14 protein-coding genes are annotated in these 19288 nt (G+C 61.0%); 5 read left to right on the forward strand and 9 right to left on the reverse strand.

What is annotated here, in order from left to right; all coding sequences use genetic code 11:
- Positions 1 to 243: 243 nt before the first annotated feature.
- The 5 genes from EH55_RS08695 to EH55_RS08715 all read left to right on the forward strand — a co-directional run bounded on the left by EH55_RS08695 (position 244) and on the right by EH55_RS08715 (position 10524).
- A complete protein-coding gene (locus tag EH55_RS08695) occupies positions 244 to 5553 on the forward strand; it encodes an Ig-like domain-containing alpha-2-macroglobulin family protein (RefSeq protein ID WP_037976793.1) in 5310 nt (1769 codons plus the stop codon).
- Complete coding sequence (gene pbpC / locus EH55_RS08700) at positions 5540 to 7849, forward strand: penicillin-binding protein 1C (protein ID WP_051682774.1); 2310 nt, start codon at positions 5540 to 5542, stop codon at positions 7847 to 7849. Before EH55_RS08695 ends, pbpC begins: the two co-directional genes overlap by 14 nt.
- Positions 7850 to 7888: 39 nt before the next feature.
- Positions 7889 to 8308 carry a CGGC domain-containing protein gene (locus EH55_RS08705; protein WP_037976795.1) on the forward strand — a complete coding sequence of 140 codons (420 nt, stop codon included), beginning with the start codon at positions 7889 to 7891 and terminating at the stop codon, positions 8306 to 8308.
- Positions 8309 to 8549: 241 nt separating this feature from the next.
- The gene (locus EH55_RS08710; protein ID WP_037976796.1) at positions 8550 to 9806 is read left to right on the forward strand and encodes a dicarboxylate/amino acid:cation symporter; all 1257 of its coding nucleotides are present in this window, start codon (positions 8550 to 8552) and stop codon (positions 9804 to 9806) included.
- A 208-nt stretch (positions 9807 to 10014) separates the two neighbouring features.
- Positions 10015 to 10524 (forward strand): PepSY domain-containing protein, encoded by a 510-nt coding sequence (locus EH55_RS08715; RefSeq protein ID WP_051682775.1) that lies wholly within the window; start codon positions 10015 to 10017, stop codon positions 10522 to 10524.
- Between the two features lie 120 nt (positions 10525 to 10644).
- Here the strand turns inward: EH55_RS08715 and EH55_RS13880 are convergent, their stop codons facing one another.
- The 9 genes from EH55_RS13880 to EH55_RS08750 all read right to left on the reverse strand — a co-directional run bounded on the left by EH55_RS13880 (position 10645) and on the right by EH55_RS08750 (position 19111).
- Positions 10645 to 10809, reverse strand: coding sequence for a FeoB-associated Cys-rich membrane protein (locus tag EH55_RS13880; protein WP_081839515.1), 165 nt, complete (start codon positions 10807 to 10809; stop codon positions 10645 to 10647).
- Between the two features lie 20 nt (positions 10810 to 10829).
- A complete protein-coding gene (gene feoB / locus EH55_RS08720) occupies positions 10830 to 12989 on the reverse strand; it encodes a ferrous iron transport protein B (RefSeq protein WP_037976798.1) in 2160 nt (719 codons plus the stop codon).
- A gap of 91 nt (positions 12990 to 13080) precedes the next feature.
- A complete protein-coding gene (locus tag EH55_RS08725; protein ID WP_037976915.1) occupies positions 13081 to 13302 on the reverse strand; it encodes a FeoA family protein in 222 nt (73 codons plus the stop codon).
- Between the two features lie 17 nt (positions 13303 to 13319).
- On the reverse strand, positions 13320 to 13532 hold the full coding sequence (locus EH55_RS08730) for a FeoA family protein (RefSeq protein ID WP_037976801.1): 213 nt from the start codon (positions 13530 to 13532) through the stop codon (positions 13320 to 13322).
- A gap of 327 nt (positions 13533 to 13859) precedes the next feature.
- Positions 13860 to 14012 (reverse strand): FeoB-associated Cys-rich membrane protein, encoded by a 153-nt coding sequence (locus EH55_RS13885; protein ID WP_081839516.1) that lies wholly within the window; start codon positions 14010 to 14012, stop codon positions 13860 to 13862.
- A complete protein-coding gene (locus EH55_RS14600) occupies positions 14009 to 14425 on the reverse strand; it encodes a hypothetical protein (RefSeq protein WP_037976803.1) in 417 nt (138 codons plus the stop codon). The genes EH55_RS13885 and EH55_RS14600 overlap by 4 nt, the downstream gene beginning before the upstream one ends.
- A 253-nt stretch (positions 14426 to 14678) precedes the next feature.
- A complete protein-coding gene (locus EH55_RS08740; RefSeq protein WP_201769362.1) occupies positions 14679 to 15260 on the reverse strand; it encodes a chromate transporter in 582 nt (193 codons plus the stop codon).
- The gene (locus EH55_RS08745) at positions 15257 to 15814 is read right to left on the reverse strand and encodes a chromate transporter (RefSeq protein ID WP_037976920.1); all 558 of its coding nucleotides are present in this window, start codon (positions 15812 to 15814) and stop codon (positions 15257 to 15259) included. The genes EH55_RS08740 and EH55_RS08745 overlap by 4 nt, the downstream gene beginning before the upstream one ends.
- Positions 15815 to 16264: 450 nt before the next feature.
- Positions 16265 to 19111 carry a molybdopterin-dependent aldehyde oxidoreductase gene (locus EH55_RS08750; protein ID WP_051682776.1) on the reverse strand — a complete coding sequence of 949 codons (2847 nt, stop codon included), beginning with the start codon at positions 19109 to 19111 and terminating at the stop codon, positions 16265 to 16267.
- Between the last annotated feature and the right edge of the window lie 177 nt (positions 19112 to 19288).

A 19288-nucleotide genomic window follows, 5' to 3' on the forward strand; every position in this document is an offset into this window, starting at 1 on the left:
CGGGGCCGTCCGTAAAGTTCAATTCCATTAAATTAATCCGGCTCCTCTCCTTTCCTATGTTTCTGTTAGCCATAGAAAGCTGTTAATATGTAAAGTATATCATCTTCAACATGGCAAAGCAATTGAATGTTCGCGGGGCGCGTACACGCGGGGGTTTTTCCGCCGCTTGCATTATCGCGCGCTCTGCTGAATAATTATGCCGCATACGGCAATAAACGGAAAATCAAGACGGAGGTGTTTCCTATGGATAAAAAGTACGGACGAGCGTCTCTTATCGCGGCGGCCCTTGCGGCGCTCGCGCTCGCCTTCGCCGCGCCGCGCCTCGGGGCGGGCGGCTTTCGGGTGCGCGAATTTTCGCCGCGCGGCGAGGCGCAGAGAAGCGCCGAGATAAAATGCGTCTTCAGCGGCGCCGTCGTCTCAGGCGACGTTATCGGCGCGCCTCTCGCGCCGGGCGCATATCCTCTGACCTTTTCGCCCGAGATATCCGGCTTTGGCCGCTGGACGGACGCGTCGACCTTCGCGCTCGCCCCGTCGGGAGGGCTCGCCGCCGCGACGCGCTTTTCCGCGTCGGCCGCGGAGGGGCTGCGCGATTTACAGGGGAGGCCGCTTTCCGGCGCGAAAGAATTTTCTTTCAGCACGCCGCCGCTCGAATTTCTCGGCGTGAAGCAGATCGATTTCAGCGAGGAGGAGGGGAGCGTCACCTTCGAATTGTCCTTCTCCCTCCCGGTGGAGCCGCGGCGTTTCGGCGGCTACGCGCGCGTAAGCGACGAGAAGGGGCGCGCCGTCGATTTTTCGACCGAGAGCGGCGGCGACGCTAAAAAGCTGCTGCTGAAGTTAAGCGGAGTCTCCGATGGAGAAGCGACGCTGGAGATAGCGGAGGGCTTCGCGTCGGCCGCCGGCCCGCTGGGACTCGTGAAGGCGCGGAGCGCGAAGCTCAAATGCTCGCCCGTCCTCGAAGTGCGCGATTCCAACGCCTTCTCTGAGATGGACGGCGGCAGGATAGTCATCGAGACTACGGCGCCGGTAGACCTGGCGAGGGCGGCCGCGTTCGTCGAGCTTTCGCCGAAGGCGGATTTCAGCGTCGAGCCGGCGCCGGGGGGCTTTGCGATCTTCGGCGCCTTCCGACCGCAGGAGAGGGTCAGGGTCGAGGTGAAGAAGGGGCTCCCCTGCGCGGCGCGCCCCTCGGCCGCCCTCGCCGAGAGTTGGAGCCGCGCGTTTATCTTCCCCGACGTGGCGGCGCAGTTGCGCTTTTCGGACGGCGGCCGCCTGCTCTCGCCCTCCGGCTCTCTGCGCCTGCCGATCGAAAGCGTGAACGTAGACAAAATCAGGGTGATCGTGAACGAGCTTTACGCGAACAACATAGCCTACGCGATGCGCGGCGGCGACGATCCGAACGACAGGGGTCTCTCGCGCCTCGCCGCCGAAAGAGAATATCTCGTCCGCGGCAGGCCGAACGCTCCGGCGCGCCGCGCGCTCGACATGGCGCCGCTGATCGGCGGCAGGCGCGGGGTCTTTATGGTCAGGGCCTTTTCCGAGGACGAAAGGGGGTTCTGCGAAGCGAGCTGCGTCGTGAACGTCAGCGACCTGGGCCTTTCGGTGACGCTCGGCGCGAAGGAGGCGCTGGCGCGCGTCCTTTCCGTCTCTTCGGGCGCACCCCTCGCCGGTGTGGGGGTCTCCCTGCTTTCGTGGGAAAACCAGATCATAGGCAGAGGCGTGAGCGGCGCGGACGGCACGGCGAAGATCTCGCTCAAATCTCCGGCGGAGGGCGGACATCCGGTCATCGCCATTGCGAGCAACGGAAAGGACACGGCCTATCTGCGCTTTGACGGCGGGCTTTACAGAGGGAACGACGACTTCGACAGCTCCGGCGAAGAGTGGCTGCGCGGCGGCTATTCCGCGTATTGCTACACGCCGCGCGATATTTTCCGCCCCGGCGACGAGGTGCCCGTCATGGCCGTGGTGCGCGGCGCCGACGGCAGGGCCCCGCGCCCCTTCCCGCTGACGGTGAAGCTTTATTCTCCGGAGGGCAGGGTATGGGCTTCGAAGGGTGCGATGCTGACGAAGGAGGGGACTCTCTTAGCGGAGTTCAAGCTACCGCCGGAGGCTCCGACCGGAGGATGGAGCGCCGAGATTTACGCGCCGGGGGCGAATGAGCCGATAGGGCGCAGGGATTTTTACACGGAGGAGTTCGCCGCGCCGCGCCTCTTTGTCGAGGCGAAGGGCGGCAAAGCGCGCCTGACAGCAGACGAGAGCTGCGAGATAGAGCTTTCCGGCCGTTACACCTTCGGCAACCCGGCCGCCGCGATGCGCTACGAGGCCGAGCTGAGCACGAAGCGGCGCGAGCTCTCCTATAAAGGGTGGAAGGGCTTCTCCTTCGCCGACGAAGAAGCGGAGTTCGTGCCGGAAAACGATTTTATAGCCTCCGGCGCGCTCAACGCCGGCGGGCTAGCGAAGTTCGCACTCGGCGGCGAGGGGCGCGCTTCGCGCTCCGCGCTCGACCTCGCACTGCGCTGCGGCGTGATGGAGGACGGCGGCCGCTGGACTTACAAGACTCTCACGATAGCCTGGTATCCTTCGGAATTTTTGGCCGGGGTCGAGGTCCGGCGCGACGTTTCGCCGCATAGGGAGCTCTCCTTCCGCGCCGCCGCCGTGACCCCGGACGGGAAGGGCGCTCCCGCCGCTGAGCTGAAATATTCGCTCTTTCGCCGCGTCAGCCGGGCCGTGACCTTCGAAAGCGGCGGGCGAGGCGCACGCGATACGCTCAAAGAGCTCATCCCGCGCGGGAGCGGCAGCCTCAAGCTCTCCGGCGGCGTCGGCAGCGCGTCGGTGAATATAAAGGAAGCGGGGGAATATGTGCTGCGAGTCGAGACGCCCGACGGCAAGTCGCGCGCGTCGGCGCTGATCTACGCCTACGGGGCGGGAGGCGCGGAGGCGCAGCTTCCCGACGTCGCGCTGATCACTATGGATAAGAAAATCTACAAGGTCGGAGAGACGGCGAAGATCAAGGTCAAGTCGCCCTTCGCAGGCTCGCTGCTGATAAGCGCCGAAACGACCGACGTGATTTGGAGCGCGGCGAAGCGGATGGAGGGGCGCGAGGCCGAATTTTCCCTGCCTGTGACGGAGAAGATGAGGCCGAACGCCTGGATCACCGCACAGGTCGTGCGCCCGGCGCAGAGGGACGGGGCGCCCGCCCGCGCCGCCGGCGCAGCCCCGCTGATGGTCGACAACGCGAAAAGCCGCCTCGGCGTTGAGATAGAAAAGAGGGAGAGGCTGAAACAGGGGAAAAACAAAATCTCCGTTCACGTCAAAGATTCCGAGGGACGCGGCCGCGCCGCCGACGTGACGCTGATGATAGTCGACGAGACCGTCCTCGGGCTCACCGGCTATGCGTCGCCGGCGCCGTGGAAGCACTTCAGCGCGCGGCGCGCGCTGGGCACGGAAACTTACGATATATACGGCTCTCTGATAACGCCGGAGCGCGCGGCCGAAGCGCTCCGCGCGGCCGGAGGCGGTGCGGCCGACGAGAACGCGCTGCTGAAGTCGAGCCTCTCCCCCGTGCAGGCGCGGCGCTTCAGGCTGCTCTCGATCGTCAAAAGGGCGCGCAGCGGCGCCGGCGGCAGATGCGACGTCGAAGTCGAGATGCCGGAGTTCTCCGGCGCTGTGCGGATAATGGCCGTGGCCGCCGCGGCGGACGCCGAGGGAAGCGCGGAAAGCGCCGCCCAGGCCGGCGGCGAGATCGTGACGGAGTTCTCTCTGCCGCGCTTTGCGGCCGACGGCGACGAATTCCTGTCCGCGGCGCGGATATTCAACAACGCGCGGCGCGACGTTTCCGTGAATTTTACGATAAAATGCGAGAATTCCGGCGCACGGCTGACGACGAAGGAGAAAACGAGCCGCTCGGTGAAGATAGCGGAGGGCTCGTCGGCCGTGCTGCCCTTCGCCTTCAAAGCCGAAGGCTCCGGCGTCGTGAAGGTGGTATGCGAGACGGAGGAGGCGGGCTCTGGCGAAAAAACGCGCAGCGTCACCGAGTTCCCCGTGCGGCCGGCCGCGCCACGCGTGACCGAGAGCCGCAGCGCGGTCGTCGAGCCGGGCGCGTCGCTCTCCTTCAATGTGCCGGACGACCCGAAGAAATCCGGCTACGCGGAGGCGCGCGTCACGCTCTCCGCGGCACCGGCCATGTCGCTCTCGGCGCTTGCCGAGTTCCTAGTCACATATCCCTACGGCTGCACGGAGCAGACGGTCTCCTCCGCGTGGGCGCTGCTCCTCCAGCCCGAGCTGGTTAAGGAGATCGACCCCGCGCTCGCGGACCGCGCTGCGCTGGCTGCGCGGATAGAAAAAATAGCGAAGTCCCAGAGCTGGGACGGCGGCTTCCCGCGCTGGAGCGGCGAGGGCGCGTCGTCGCCGTGGGAAAGCCTCTATGCGGCGCACTTCCTCTTCGAGGCGCGGCGCCTGGGCGAGAAGGTCCCGCAGGAGGCGCTGCGCGCCGCCCAAGATTACGCGCGCGCGCTGCTTCCCGCAATGCCGGAGGACGACGGCGATGCGGCCTGGCGCGCGACTCTTTCGAGACGCGCCTACGCGGCCTTCGTGCTGACGCTCGCCGGCGAGCCGCCCCTCGGCTGGATGGAGAACCTGCGCGGCAAAATCGGCGAAATAGAGCCGGACGGACGCCTGCTGCTCGCCTGCGCCTACGCGGCGGCGGGAGAAAAGGCCGAAGCGAAAAAGATAGTCGGCGAGAGGGTCGCGGCTTCGAGGGAAAGGCCCGGGCGCGACGAAAATTACGCTTCCGCGCTACGCGATAAGGCGCTTTCGCTGCTCGCCTCCGCCTATATCGACCCCGCCGGCGCCGACGCCGCGGCGCGCGCCGGCGAGCTGTTGAAGGCGCTTGAGAAAAACGGGCGCTACAACACGCAGGAGGGCGGCTTCGCGATGGCCGCGCTCGGCCGCTGGCTCGCAGGGCGCCCGCGCGACGGCGTCCCCTCCGGCTCGCTGAGCCACGGCGGGAAGCGCGAGCTTGTCGATGAAAAGAAGCGCAGCGCCGCCCTTTCCGGCACAGGCTCTTACACGGCCGAAAACGGCGGCAAGTCGCGCCTCTACGCAGCTTGGAGCCTCTCGTATATTCCGGAAGGCCTTATCCCCGCCAGGGACGACGGCATAGAACTCCGCCAGAGCGTAACGGATAGGAGCGGAAAAGAGATCGGCGCTGAGGTCGCGCGCGGAGAAGCCCTTACCGCGCTCGTAACGCTGACGCCCAAGGGCGGCGCGCTGCGCTCAGTCGCGGCGGTGCTGCCTCTGCCGGCGGGCTTCGAAATAGAAAACCCGCGCCTGACGGGCGGAGAAGAAGAGAACGCCGGCGGCGTGCGCAGCGAGATACGCGACGATCGGCTGATACTCTTCGTCGACGAGCTGGATAAGCCCCTCAAATGGCGCTACTCCCTCCGCGCCGTCACGGCCGGGAGCTTCGCCGTGCCGCAGATATACGCCGAATGTATGTACGACGCCGGCGTTTCAAGCGTGAGCGGCGGCGGCAATATAAAAGTCAATGAAGGTAAGTAAAAAATTACGCAAATTATCGGCAAAAGCGGCGGCGGCATATCAGAATCATAGGCGAAAGCCGCTGCCGCTCCGCCTCCTGACGGCGGCGGCGGTCGCTTTCTTCGCGGCGCGCGCCCTGCTCTTGGCGACCTTCCCGCTGGAGGCGGTCGCCGGGCGCCCGGCCTCCCTCGTCGTGACGGACAGGAGCGGGGCCCCCTTGAGGGGCTTCCTCTCCGCTTCCGGCGAGTGGCGCCTGCCCGTGCCCCTTTCCGAGATGGGAAGCGTCATGCCCAGGGCTGTCGTCGCGCTCGAGGACAGGCGCTTCTACTTCCACGGCGGCGTCGACATTTTCGCGCTCCTCCGCGCTGCGCTGCAAAACGCGAAGAACGGGCGCGTCGTCTCCGGCGCGTCGACGATAACGAGCCAGACGGTGCGCCTCGCGGTCGCGCGCCCGCGCACGCACGCGGCGAAATTTATCGAATTCGCGCAGGCTTCAGCGCTGGAATTTTTCATGGACAAGGATAAAATACTTGAGACATATTTGAACAGCGTCCCCTTCGGCGGCAACATCCGCGGCATCGAAGCGGCGGCGCGCTCGTGGTTCGGCAAGCCGGCGAAGGAATTGTCGCTCGCCGAGGCGGCGCTGCTCGCTGGGCTGCTGCGGGGCCCGGCGTACTACCGCCCCGACCGTCGCCCCGAGCGTGCGAAGGAGCTTCGCGACAGGATAATCGACACGCTCCGGCGGCGCGGCGTCGTCGGCGAAGAGGAGGCGCGGCGTGCGAAGAAAGAGCCTCTGCCGCGCGCGCGTCTCGCGCTCTCGGGCGCGCGAGTGCAGGCGGCGGAAGCGGCGGCTCGCTTCGGCGGAGCCGCCTTCGCTGCGGACGGCTACGGGCGTTTTCGCTCGACCGTCGATTCGCGCCTCCAGCGGCTCGTACTGTCGGAGCTGCTGCGGCGCCTGCCCGCGGCGGAGCGCGAGATAACTGCCTGCGCTGTGCTCGTCGAAAACGACGGCGGCGCGGTGCGCGCCTACGTCGGCAACGCGCGCGAGGGCACCGAGGGCGCGTCGTCGTGGGTGGACTGCGCGCAGTCCGAGCGCTCCCCCGGCTCCCTGCTGAAGCCGTTCATTTACGCGCTCGCCTTCCAAAGCGGCAAAGCCTCTCCATCGTCGATGCTCTGCGACGTCCCCGACGGCGCTGGCGGCGGCACGCGCAACTTCGACCGCCTTTACCGCGGCCCAGTCTCCGCGCGCGCGGCTCTCGCCGAATCGCTGAACGCGCCGGCCGTCGAGATATTCCGCCGCGTCGGCGCGGAAAATGTTTTGAACTTCCTGCGCACCCTCGGCTTTTCTCATCTGACGCGCGCCGCGGCCTACTACGGGGAGAGCCTCGCACTCGGCGGCTGCGGCGTCACGCCGCTGGAGACGGCGCGCGCCTATCTCGCGCTGGCAAGCGGCGGGAGCGCGGGCGCGCTGAGATGGGGCGAAGAGGAGGCGAAGCCGCGCGGCCCCAGCCTCCTGGCTCCGGGCGCCGCCTTCATGACGCTCGACATATTGAAGGACGTCCGGCGCAATCTTCCGGCCTTCGCCGACGCCGATTCCGACGGCAAAAGGATAGCCTTCAAGACCGGCACCTCCTACGGGCTGCGCGACGCCTGGTGCGCGGCCGTAACGAAAAAATATACGCTCGTCGTCTGGTTCGGCGACCCGCGCGGCAGGCCGCACCGTTCGCTCGTCGGCCTGAAAGCCGCGGCGCCGGCCGCCGCGGCGATAATGCTTGTGCTCACCGAAAAGGGCGAGCCCTGGTTCGCGCCTCCGCCCGGTACGGTGAAAAAAGAGCTCTGTCCCCTCTCGGGCGCGCCGAGGAATCAGTATTGCCCGAAGTCGCGCAGCGACTACGTCATCGAAGGCGTGACCGACGACGCGCCCTGCGTGATGCACGCGTACTCCGGCGGGAAAGTAGTAATAAAATGGCCGCAGAAGATAGAGCGCTGGCGCGCGGCGCGCGGCGGCGGCAAAGACGAGGGGCTTGAAATAATCTCGCCGAAAGACGGCGCCTCCTACGTCAAAAGAGGCGGAGGAGACGAAATCCCCTTAGCGGCGTCCGGCGGGCGCGGCGAGATATTTTGGTTCGCCGACGGCGTGCTGATAGAAAAAACCGGCGAAGCCCCGGTATGGAAAATGTCCGGTGGAAGGCACACGATCGCGGCTGCCGACGAATACGGAAACGCCGCGGAGGCCGAAATAACCGTCAAGGAACCGGCGAGCGGCGCGGAAGGAGAGATACCTCTCCTTGAAGAGAGCGGCGGACAGGCGTTATAATTTTAATCAGCGAGGCAAAAAACATACGGGGTGATATCGATGGCGGTAAAATTTGTTTTGATCGTCCAATGCGACAAATCGCGCGAGAGATGCAGCGGCTTTGCCTGTACGGACAGCTTCTACAATCGCGAAGGTTTTTTTAAGGGACACGGCTACGAAGAGGGCGTGCGCTACCTGGCGCTGACCTGCGGAGGCTGCTGCGGCACCGGGCTGGCCATGAAGCTTGAGCATTTTTCGAAAAAGCTGCTGAAGAAGACGGGTATAAAAAAAGAGGAGGTCGCCGTGCACCTTTCTTCCTGTATGGTCACAGACAACTACCATCACGACCGCTGCCCGAACATCGCCTATATAAAGGACATAGTCCGCAAAAAAGGCTATGGGGACGTCGTCGACGGCACATACCTCAGCGAGGCCTCCGAAAGAAAGCGCTGCGCCGGCGTGTATAAAAGATACGATTGATAGCGGTGCTCCCGCGGTTATAGTTTTACCGCGGCGGAAATCCGCCGCCGCGAAAAGCGCGCCCTCTGGGGCGCTTTTTTGAACTTTCCGCGCCAAATCCTCATTTGCCTGACATTTTAGCATGATGTTATGATATAATCGGATTACATAGCCGACTTAGGCAACGACTCAGCCGTGTATGTCAGGATGCGCGGCTATCAATATAAAAACTTTTTACCGTATCGCGGAAGGAGAGTTTTTTATGTCGGAACAAAACAGCGTATGGAAATCTTATCGTTTCCCGATCATACTGATCATAGCGATAGCGATCGGCTGCGTCCTCGGCTCGGTGATGGGGAAGGACGCGCTCGTGCTGAAGCCTCTGGGGGATATCTTCGTCAACGCGATGTTCATGGTGGTCGTGCCGCTCGTCTTCACGACGATATGCAGCGCGGTCGCGTCGATGTCGTCGATGGAGCGCCTGGGGAAGGTCATGAAGTACCTCGTCCTCGTCTTCGCCGTCACCGGCGCGATAGCGGCGGTTCTTATGCTCATCGCGGTCACCGTATTCCCGCCGGCGAGCGGCGCGACGATACAGCTTCAGCTTCCCGAGGAGATCAAGGCATTCAGCACCGCCGACCAGGTCGTAAAGGCCTTCACGACCGACGACTTCGTCGGCCTGCTCTCGCGCCGCGCGATGCTGCCGCTGATCTTATTCACGATCTTCTTCGGCTTCTGCCTCCAGTCTCTCGGCGAACGCGGACGAGCTCTCGGGCGCGGCATCGCGGTGGCGGCCGACGCGATGTTGCAGATGGTCAGATACCTTATGTACTACGCGCCGATAGGCCTGGCGGCTTACTTCGCGGCGCTCGTCGGCGACTACGGCCCGCAGCTTTTGGGCGCCTATTTTCGCTCGATGGTCGTCTATCACGTCGTGACATTCGCCTACTTCATCATAGCTTTCACGATCTACTCGTGGTGGGGCACGGACGGGCGCGGCGTGCGCACCTTCTGGGGGCGGATCATACCGCCGGCGATAATGGCGCTCGGCTCCGGCAGCAGCACGGCCACTCTGCCTCTGAACCTTGAGGCGGCGAACGGCATGGGCATCCCGCGCGACATCAGCGAGATCGTGCTGCCCATAGGCGCGACCGCTCATATGGAGGGCTCCTGCCTCTCCGGAATCCTCAAAATATCCTTCCTCTTCGGAATCTTCGGCCTGCCCTTCTCGGGCTTCGGCACGATGGCGACGGCCGTCGCGGTCGCTGTGCTTTCCGGGGTCGTCCTTTCGGGGATTCCGGGCGGCGGCCTCGTCGGCGAAATGCTGATTGTCAGCCTTTACGGCTTTCCGCCGGAGGCCTTCCCGATCATCGCGACGATCGGCTTCCTCGTCGACCCGGCTGCGACGATGGTCAACGCGACCGGCGACACCTGCTCGGCGCTGATGATCTCGCGCCTCGTCGAAGGAAAAGACTGGTTCGCGAAGGCCATAGCAGAAAAATCGGAGGAAGCGGCGTAACTTTACGGGCGTAAGGTGCTCCGACAGCAAATAACGCCAAGCGGAGCCTCCGGCGCGCGTCCGGGACTCCGCTTTTTATATATCCTCCGACGTTTTCGCAAAGACGACCGGTTTTCAACGGCGATTTTATGATAAAATCCTGAAACAACAGATACAAGGGGGCTTTCGATGGCGAAGCTCTTCCTGGATAGAAGGAGGAATCGGACGGATGAAAAGGACGGCAATTCTTGCGGCAGCGGCGGCCGTACTCTTTGCGGCGCTCTCGGCGCATGGCGCGGAGCTCATAGGCGAGGCGAAGGCCAAGGAGATAGCGCTGAAGCACGCCGGCGTAGAGCCGCATACGGCGCGCTTTACAAAGACGGAGTTCGACAGAGAGCACGGCAGGGCGGAATATGAGTTAGAATTCTTTGCCGGCAGCGTAGAATACGATTACGAGATAGATGCCGAAAGCGGCGAGGTGTGCGGCTTCTCTCACGAGAGAAGAGGCGGCGCGCCAGGGGAAATTGGCGGTCCCGCCACGATCGGCGAGGACGAGGCCAGGAGAATCGCGCTCTCCCGCGTTCGGGGGGCGACCGAGGGGGACGTCAGAAAGCTCAGGCTTGAGAACGAAGACGGAAGAAAAATCTATCAGTGCGAAATCTTTTACGGCGGCAGGGAATACGAATTTGAGATAGACGCCGGGAGCGGCGAAGTGCTCAAATTAGAGGCGGACCGCTGAGCCGCCCGAATCCGTCGCGGAAAAAAGCGGCGAGGCGCGTACTTTTGACGCGCCTCGCCGCTTCGTGTGAGAGAGAGGTTTTAAGGAAGGTACTTTTTAGAGAAATACCTTCAGGCTTTTTTATTTGTCCTCCTTCGAAGCGTTATGCGCAGCGGAGCCGCAGCCGCTGCAGCCGTTCGAACAGCCGCAGGAGCATTTGCCCTCGCGCTTGTCCCTGCTCAGCTTTGCGATTATCGCGACCACCGCGATAAAGAGCAGGGCGCTTATCACTATCGTTGCAGCCATTGAAATCCACCCCTTTATAACTAAGCGCGTGCGCTGTCCGCGCCTGCGTAAGCCGAAATGCGGTCTTTCTTAACAACAGGGCGGAAGATCATATAGGCAGCGCCTATAACGATTGCGGCGGCAAGCGCGGACAGCATATTGAAAGCGTGTCCCCAGGCGACGAGCCCCAGCTGGTAGACTACGAAGGACGCCGCGTAGGCGTATAAGGTCTGGTAGCCTATCGCAATGCAGGTCCACTTCGCGCTGTTCATCTCGCGCTTGATCGCCCCCATAGCGGCGAAGCAGGGCGCGCAGAGCAGGTTGAACACCAGGAACGAGTAGGCTGCAAGCGGCGTATAGTGAGCCTGAAGCGCTTTCCATATTTCCGCGCCGTCCTCCGAGAGCTCGGCGTAGCCGAAGAGTATCCCGAAGGTGCCTACGACGTTCTCCTTGGCTACGAGCCCCGTGAAGGCCGCGACGGCCGACTGCCAGGTACCCCAGCCGAGAGGCGCGAATATCCACGCTATCGAGTTTCCTATCTTCGCGAGGAAGCCGTCGGATAGGTCCTCCACCATCGCGAAATGTCCGTCGACATAGCCGAAGCTCGACGTGAACCAGACGAAAATCGTTGAGAGCAGGATTATCGTTCCGGCTTTTTTAATGAAGCTGTAGCCGCGCTCCCATGTACTCGACGCTATGTTGGCGATCGAAGGCATATGGTATTCGGGGAGCTCCATAACAAAAGGCGCGCTCTCTCCGGCGAAAAGGGAGGTCTTCTTTAGCATCAGACCGGAGATTATGATCGAGGCAATACCGACGAAGTAGGCTGAGGGGGCAACCCACCACGTCCCGCCGAAGAGCGCGCCTGCGATGAGAGCGATTATCGGCAGCTTAGCGCCGCAGGGCATAAAGGTCGTAGTCATAATAGTCATGCGGCGGTCGTGCTCGTTTTCTATCGTGCGCGAGGCCATGACCCCAGGAACGCCGCAGCCGGTGGCTACGATCATCGGTATGAAAGATTTGCCCGAAAGCCCGAAGCGGCGGAATATCCTGTCGAGGATGAACGCGACGCGCGCCATATAGCCTGAGTACTCCAGCACCGCTAAGAGCGCGAAGAGGACGAACATCTGCGGCACGAAGCCGAGCACAGCGCCGACGCCGGCGACTATTCCGTCGAGTATCAGGCTCTGCAGCCAGTCGGCGACATCAAGCGACGCGAGGAAACCCTCGACCGCCGGCGGGATGACCTCGCCGAAGAGGACGTCGTTGGTCCAGTCGGTGACGAACGTTCCGACCGTCGTCACCGAAATGTAATACACCACAAAAACAATTGCTGCGAATATCGGCAGCGCGAGCACGCGGTTCGTCACGACCGAGTCGATCCTGTCGGTGACGGTAAGAAGATTTTCCCCCTGCTTCTTATGCGCCTCGTGGATCATCGACGCGATGTAACCGTACCTTTCGCCTGTGACAATGCTCTCGGCGTCGTCGTCGAATTCCGCTTCGCAGCGCTCGCGCACCTCCTTCGCGGCGGCTAACGCGCCCTTGTTATTTTTGAAGCTCTCGGCGGCCTGCGGATCTCCCTCGAAAAGCTTTATCGCGTACCAGCGCTTCTCGCACGACGGGACCTCGCCGGCGAAGGAGGCTTCTATCTCGGCGAGCGCGCTTTCGACCGCGCGGCCGAAAATTTTCTTCACCTCGCCGGAGACTCTTTTCTCCGCGGCGCCGAGCGCCGCTATTACGAGCTCCTCTATGCCGCTGTTCTTCAGCGCCGATATCTCGACCGCCGGCATCCCCAGCTTCTTCGAGAGCACAGCGCAGTCGATCGTTTCGCCGCGCTTCTTCACGACGTCGATCATGTTCACCGCGGCGACCATCGGTATGCCGAGCTCCGCGAGCTGCGTCGTGAGGTAGAGATTGCGTTCCAGATTGCTTCCGTCGATAATGTTTATTATCGCGTCCGGGCGCTCGTCGAGCAGATAATTCCTCGCGATGCGCTCCTCGGGGCTGTACGGCGCGAGAGAATAGATTCCCGGGAGGTCAGCTATCTTCACGTCCTTATGTCCACGGAGGACGCCCTCCTTCTTCTCGACCGTGACGCCGGGCCAGTTGCCGACCGACTGATTCGCGCCGGTCAACACGTTGAATAAAGTGGTTTTCCCGCTGTTCGGGTTCCCCGCAAGTGCTATCTTCATTACCATGCTATTTCCCCCTCGTTAGCTAAAGCTAACTTAAAATAGACTTAAAAAAGCGAAAAGCAAAAGCCGTTCGCAAAGAGTGCCGGCCGCGTAACTACTCTACTTCGACGATCTCTCCCTCGGCCTTTCGCAGAGAGAGGTCGTAGCCCCGCACCGTTACTTCGATGGGATCTCCCAGCGGCGCCATCTTCAAGACGTCCACCTTAGTCCCCTTCGTTATCCCCATATCCAACAGTCTGCGACGCAGCGCGCCTGTTCCGTGCACCTTAACGACGCTGACCGATTCCCCGGGGTTCACATCCCTCAGAGTCTTCATGACAATCCCCTCCATTGTCAAATCATAATTTTGAGTGCCGCCTGATGGTCTATCGCTATGCGCGAACCCTTTATGCCGACGATGAGATTGCCGGAATTTTTCGAGATCACGACGACCTCCGCGCCGGGGACGAAGCCGAGCCCCTCGATGAACCGCCTCTTTTTGCCCTCGCCGCCGACATTCTTTATCGTGTGTATCTCACCTGCGTTCGCCATAACCAAAGGCATCATGGCCAAAACCTCCGTTCCGCAGCGATTAGCTTTCGCTAACCTCGTCACTGCAATAGGTTAGCACCGGCTAATTATTTTGTCAACAGTCCGCGCAGAAGCCCTTGAGGGAAAAATAAAAATCCGCCGCAGCGCCTCCATTAGGCATTCCGTAGGCCGCTCGTCCGTGAAATTCTCAAAATAAAACACAGTACAAATCTCATACGGCGCCATAGCCGCCTTACGCTTGGCGCAGAAAAAGCAGCGAGACGCGTCCAAAAGGACGCGTCTCGCTGCTTCGTGTGAGAGAGAGGTTTAAGGAAGGTACTCAGAGAAATGTCTTAAGTTTTTTTATTTGTCCTCCTTTGAAGTGTTATGCGTCGCGGAGCCGCAGCAACCGCATGAACAGCCGGAGCATTTGCCTTCGCGCCTGTCCCTGCTCAGCTTCGTGATTATCGCGGCCGCCGCGATAAAGAGCAGAACGCTTATCGCTATCGTCGTCACTGAAAATCCCCCTCCTTCATAATCATCTGAGAGCGGGCGTCGTCACGCATATAACGCATGCGGCAATCGCGGACGGCATATCGAAAAAAAGGCGCGCTCTCCCCGGCGAAAAGGGAGGTCTTCTTTAACGTCAGACCGGAGATTATGATCGAGGCAATACCGACGAAGCGGGCTGAGGGGGCAACCCACCACGTCCCGCCGAAGAGCGCGCCTGCGATGAGAGCAATTATCGGCGGCTTCGCGCCGCAGAGCCCGAAGGTGGCAGCCATAACAGCCATGCGGCGGGCGCGTCCGTTCTTCTCGGCCGTGACGCCTGCCCAGCCGTCGCGCGGCTGATCCGCGCCGGCCGGCGAGTTGGATAAAGCTATTTTTCCGCCGTTTGGATTTCCAGTAAGCGTCGCTTCCATGACCATCTGCCGCCCCTTCCTTAGTTAGCAGAAACTAACTTAAATGGATTTAAAAAAGCGAAAAGTAAAAACTATCCGCCAAAACTGCTAACTGTGCAATTACTCCCCTGTTTTATACCCTCAGACGTCAATCATAACCTTGAATGCCGCACGAGCGTCTGTCTTCCGCAGCGATTAGCCTGCGCTAACCCCACTGCACTGATAGGTTAGCACCGGCTAACCATTTTGTCAACAGCTTTTTGGGGGAAAAATAAAAAAATCAGCAGGAAAATTTGAAAATTATTCCGACCGCGGCGGAGATCACTATAAAGGAGACAAAGCTCCACTTCAGCCTCTTTTGGGCGGCGTAAAGAATGATGCCGAAAACAATCGCTTTCCAGTTGAGGGCGGACGCGAGCGCGGAAAAACTTACCGGCGCGCAGAATTTATCGAAGGAGAGCATCGCGGCCGCGAAGACCTTCACTCCGGCCGCGCACAGGAGCGCGATCGACGCGGGGCGCAGCCCGTAAAAAGCGTCCTTCACGACGACGTTTTCATGAAAATTTTCCAGGAGATTCGCGACGAGCAGAACGACGACGATCGACGGCAGAATCAACCCAAGCGTCGCGGCAGCGGCGCCCGGTGCGCCGGCCGTGATAAAGCCGGCGAAAGTCGCCATGTTGACGCCTATCGCGCCCGGCGTCGACTCGGCGACGGCTATCATGTTCGCGACGTCGGTCGGAGTGAACCAGCCGCTCTTCGCCGACAGCGCATAGAGGAAGGGCAGAGTGGCGAGCCCGCCGCCCACCGCGAAGAGCCCGACCTTGAAAAATTCGTAAAAGAGGTTCAGCAGTAGAATCATCTTCCGCCCCTCTTGCAGCGCCGCCACGCGGCCCCGAAGAGCGCCGACGCGGCGACCACCGCAGCCGGGCTCACCGAAAAGGGCAGCAACGGCGACGCGGCGCAGAGCGCGAAGACGAGCGCGAAAATAAAAAAGGTGGCGACGTCGGTAACGGAATTCCGCCACAGCCGCGCCACCGCGTTCGCGACGAGCACGCAGACGCAGACGCGCACGCCGGCGAAAGCGTCGCGGACGACGGGGTATTCGGCGAACGCGCGCAGCGAAGCGGCGAGAAGCGCTATGACAAAGAGCGGCGCCGTGACGAAGCCGAAGGTCGCGGCGAAGCCGCCGGCCGCCCCGCCCCTCTTATCGCCGATGAAGGTCGAGACGTTTATCGCGACGACGCCCGGCGTGCACTGCCCGACCGCGTAATAATCGGTCAGCTCCTCCTCCGTGATCCAGCCGCGCTCCTCGATGAATTCGCGGCGCAGTACGGGATACATAGCAAGCCCCCCGCCGAAAGTTACGGAGCCGATTTTCAGGAATATCAGATAAAGGCGAAGGAGATTTTTCACAGAAAAAACCAAAATGTCTTAAAAACATCCGCGCTATTTGCCGAAAGCAACGGTCCCGAACGGCCGCATCCTTTTAAAGCATCTCCGAGGGGCATAATATTTAGCATATCTATCCGGTACATAAGTCAGCGCCATTCTTCTCACGCCCATCCCCGCGCCGGTCAGCGTCCACTGCCGCCGCGGCCATGAGCGATATTTTTATTCATAGTATTGTATGAAGATTACGATGTCAACGGAGAAGTTTTACGCAAGCAATCTATAAAGGCCCAGGCTTTGTGAGTCTGGGCCTTTAACATCGCAAATCTGACGCTGGGCCTCACATGGAGTTCCGTTAGCGGCAGACTGCACAAAACTGTCAGCGAGTCGGCATCGCTACCGAAACCTGTCTGGGCCGTGAGCTTCCCGGCAGGGCGAACGCGACTGCGGCGCCTGCCGGGTCGTTTGTTACGCTTACTTTTTCATCTCCTCAAGAGCCTCTTTGATCCTTGACGGTATGGCCGGTATCGTCTTAACGCGCGCTCCGCATGCCGCGTAGATGGCGTTGCCTACCGCGGCGTGCGGTCCGGAAAGCGGCATCTCGCCGGTCCCAGACGCCCCGAACGGACCAAGCGGACGCGGCACTTCCGAATGTATCAGCGTAAGGTCGTCCGTGATGTCTTTGATGTACGGGAAGCCCATCGTCACGAAGTTGTGGTATTTCGATTCGTCGAGGAAGTCTTCCGTGAGCGCAAGACCGATGCCCTGCGCCACTCCGCCGTATTGCTGACCGTCTACTACTAGGTAGTTGTTGATGACTCCTACGTCGCCGCAGAGGACGAATTGTTCGCAGTGCGCCTTGAAGGTCTTCATATCGACGGAGACCAGCGCGAGGTTGACGGCGAACATGTGGAAGGCGAAGGGGATGCCTTTGCCACTGTCTTTGTCGTTGCCGCAGCAGCTCTCGACGGAGCCGTCTTTGCGCTGTATCTTGGCCTGCCATTTGCCTTCGTAGAAGGTCGGGATGCCTTCTGCTATCATTTCGTCGTAGGTACGGTATGTGCCGTCCGGTTTGCGCATCGCGTCGAGCAGTTTGTTGCAGCTGTCTACTATCGCGTTGCCGGTCATCGTCTGCGAACGGCTGGCCGCCGCCGCTCCGCTGTTCGGGCAGCGCGCCGTGTCGTTCATGTAGAGTTTGATCTGTTCCGGGGAAAGGTTCAAGGGCCTGAGCGCTTCGTGCGCCGTGCCGACGGTGCCCATGTCGGCCCCTTGTCCGTGGTCTTCCCAGGTGTTGTAGATCATGACGCTTCCGTCTTTGAGAAGTTCGATGTTGCTGCCGGATTCGTCGGCCCCGTCGTCGTTCGCGTTGTAGATGCTGACGGAGACTCCTACTCCGTATTTCTTCTCAGGCGTCGATAGTTCTTTGGCTTTCTTTTTCATTTCTTCGTAGACGGGACGCGCTTTTTTCATCATTTCCGGCAGCGGGAATACTTCCGGCGCGTAGCCCGACGGGAATTGACCACGAGGATTGTCGGTGAAGGGCGCCCATTCGAGGAGGTTTTGTTCTCTAAAGTCGAAGGGGTCTATGCCGCATTCGTAGGCCAGCATGTCCATCGCCGTTTCGACTCCCCAATATATCTGCGGCGAGCCGTAGGCGCGGAAGGCGGAGCTCCAGCGATGGTTGGTCCAGATGGTGTACGCCGTTACGCGCATGTCGTCGTAGGCGTAGGGGGAGAAGAAGAATTGTCCGCTTTTGTTTGTTAGGTCGTTCGCGGATTCACTGCAGGGGCCGTGGTCGATCCAGCATGTCCCTTCTACTCCGACGAGTTTGCCTTTCGCGTCCGCGCCGGCCCTGATGTGCATGAGGGAGGGCGAGCGTTTCGGCGTGCGTTGGTTGTGTTCTTTCATGTCGACGCGCATGTATACCGGACGCCCAGTCGTCATTAGGGCGAGCGCAAGGTATTGCTCGTTGGTGACTGTCGTCTTGTAGCCGAAGGAGGCACCCATGTTGTTTTCGATGATACGAATTTTCGACGGCGGCAGCCCTATGGCGCGCGCGAGTTTGACTATCGCGAAGTAGATGGCGCAGGATTTGGAGTGGATCGTCACGCGCCCTTCGTCGTCGTAGTACGCGTATCCACAGTCGGCTTCGAGGACCATGTGCGGCTGGCGGGAACTGTAGAATTCGTCGTCTATTTTGTGCGCCGCGTTTGTAATTATGTCGTGCGGGTCTTCTCCTTTCGTGAAGCAGCGCTTGTTCCACGCATTGGGCATGCCGTCTATGCCGGGGCAGTCGTCGAAGACGCTGACGGCATCTTCTTTGATCGCTTCGCGTACGTTGATGAGTTCGGGAAGAGGTTCGTAGTCGACTTTGACTTTCTGCGCAGCCGCGCGAGCGTGTTCTTCGGTGTCGGCGACGACTACGGCGACTATGTCGCCCCACTGGCGGATTTTGTCGCCTTCTTCTACCATGATGCGGCGCTCCCAACCGTCGGTGACGGCGGAGTCGCACCCTACCTGTCCGCGCAGACGGTTGGTGCCTTTGACGTCTTTGTAGGTGCAGACTTTTACGACTCCTTCGCATTTCTCCGCTTCGCTTATGTTTATCTTGTTGACTTTCGCGTGGCGGACTCCTTCCAGAGCATATGGATAGGCGAAGAGGAATTCTTCCGGCAGTTTGAGGCGGTCGTCGTCGCCGAAGTCCCACAGGCCGGTCGCCTTGTATACCGCGCTCGGACGCGGATAGCTCGAGTTCCATACTTTGTCGCCCGGCTTGTACATCTTGGCGAGCTCTTCTATCTTCTCTTCGCCGCGCAGGATCGCCGCGGCTTTCATCACCGCGTCTACTATCTGTTTGTAGCCGGTGCAGCGGCAGGCCATCCAGTTCTTGCCGAACCAGTCGCGGACTTCTTCGCGCGTCGGGTTTTTGTTCTCGTCGAGGAGCGCTTTGCCGCACATGATGAAGCCCGGCGTGCAGAAACCGCACTGGATCGCTCCGCATACTATCATCGCCCACTGCAGCGCGTGCAAATTCTCCGGCGTGCCTACGCCCTCGATAGTCGTGATCTGCGAGAACTCGGGAACGCTCTTCCAGCGCGTGATGCACGCGCGGACGACCTTGCCGTTTAAGATGACATTGCAGACGCCGCACTGCCCGCAATTGCAGCCGCGCTTAGTACCCGTCATCTTGAGCTGTTCGCGGAGGACTGTAAGCAGCGTTACCTCCGGCTTGCCTATCACGCGGCGTGGAACTCCGTTGACGGTGAGCTTCTTGACCACATAGCCGCCCGCTAACTGCGCCTCTGTCTTTTCTTTTGCCATTTGAAAACTCCTCTCCAATTCTTATAGGGGCGCTCTAAAAACGCCAACTTTCTTGTTGTGTCCGATTAAAAAAACTCTCTTAACAGTTACTTCCAGGCATATGGGGCCAGCTCTTTGTCCTCTCACTCGCCCCTGGACTTTTGCCAGTCCGAGGCCCGCTTTCTTATGGAACTTTTT

The organism is Synergistes jonesii (genome assembly GCF_000712295.1).
Taxonomy (GTDB): domain Bacteria; phylum Synergistota; class Synergistia; order Synergistales; family Synergistaceae; genus Synergistes; species Synergistes jonesii.

What these genes read in the sequence shown, in the direction of transcription:
- EH55_RS08695 (WP_037976793.1), top strand. Translation starts at nt 244, where the DNA reads ATGGATAAAAAGTACGGACGAGCGTCTCTTATCGCGGCGGCCCTTGCG.
- pbpC (WP_051682774.1), top strand. Translation starts at nt 5,540, where the DNA reads ATGAAGGTAAGTAAAAAATTACGCAAATTATCGGCAAAAGCGGCGGCG.
- EH55_RS08705 (WP_037976795.1), top strand. Translation starts at nt 7,889, where the DNA reads ATGGCGGTAAAATTTGTTTTGATCGTCCAATGCGACAAATCGCGCGAG.
- EH55_RS08710 (WP_037976796.1), top strand. Translation starts at nt 8,550, where the DNA reads ATGTCGGAACAAAACAGCGTATGGAAATCTTATCGTTTCCCGATCATA.
- EH55_RS08715 (WP_051682775.1), top strand. Translation starts at nt 10,015, where the DNA reads ATGAAAAGGACGGCAATTCTTGCGGCAGCGGCGGCCGTACTCTTTGCG.
- EH55_RS13880 (WP_081839515.1), bottom strand. Translation starts at nt 10,809, where the DNA reads ATGGCTGCAACGATAGTGATAAGCGCCCTGCTCTTTATCGCGGTGGTC.
- feoB (WP_037976798.1), bottom strand. Translation starts at nt 12,989, where the DNA reads ATGGTAATGAAGATAGCACTTGCGGGGAACCCGAACAGCGGGAAAACC.
- EH55_RS08725 (WP_037976915.1), bottom strand. Translation starts at nt 13,302, where the DNA reads ATGAAGACTCTGAGGGATGTGAACCCCGGGGAATCGGTCAGCGTCGTT.
- EH55_RS08730 (WP_037976801.1), bottom strand. Translation starts at nt 13,532, where the DNA reads ATGATGCCTTTGGTTATGGCGAACGCAGGTGAGATACACACGATAAAG.
- EH55_RS14600 (WP_037976803.1), bottom strand. Translation starts at nt 14,425, where the DNA reads ATGGTCATGGAAGCGACGCTTACTGGAAATCCAAACGGCGGAAAAATA.
- EH55_RS08740 (WP_201769362.1), bottom strand. Translation starts at nt 15,260, where the DNA reads ATGATTCTACTGCTGAACCTCTTTTACGAATTTTTCAAGGTCGGGCTC.
- EH55_RS08750 (WP_051682776.1), bottom strand. Translation starts at nt 19,111, where the DNA reads ATGGCAAAAGAAAAGACAGAGGCGCAGTTAGCGGGCGGCTATGTGGTC.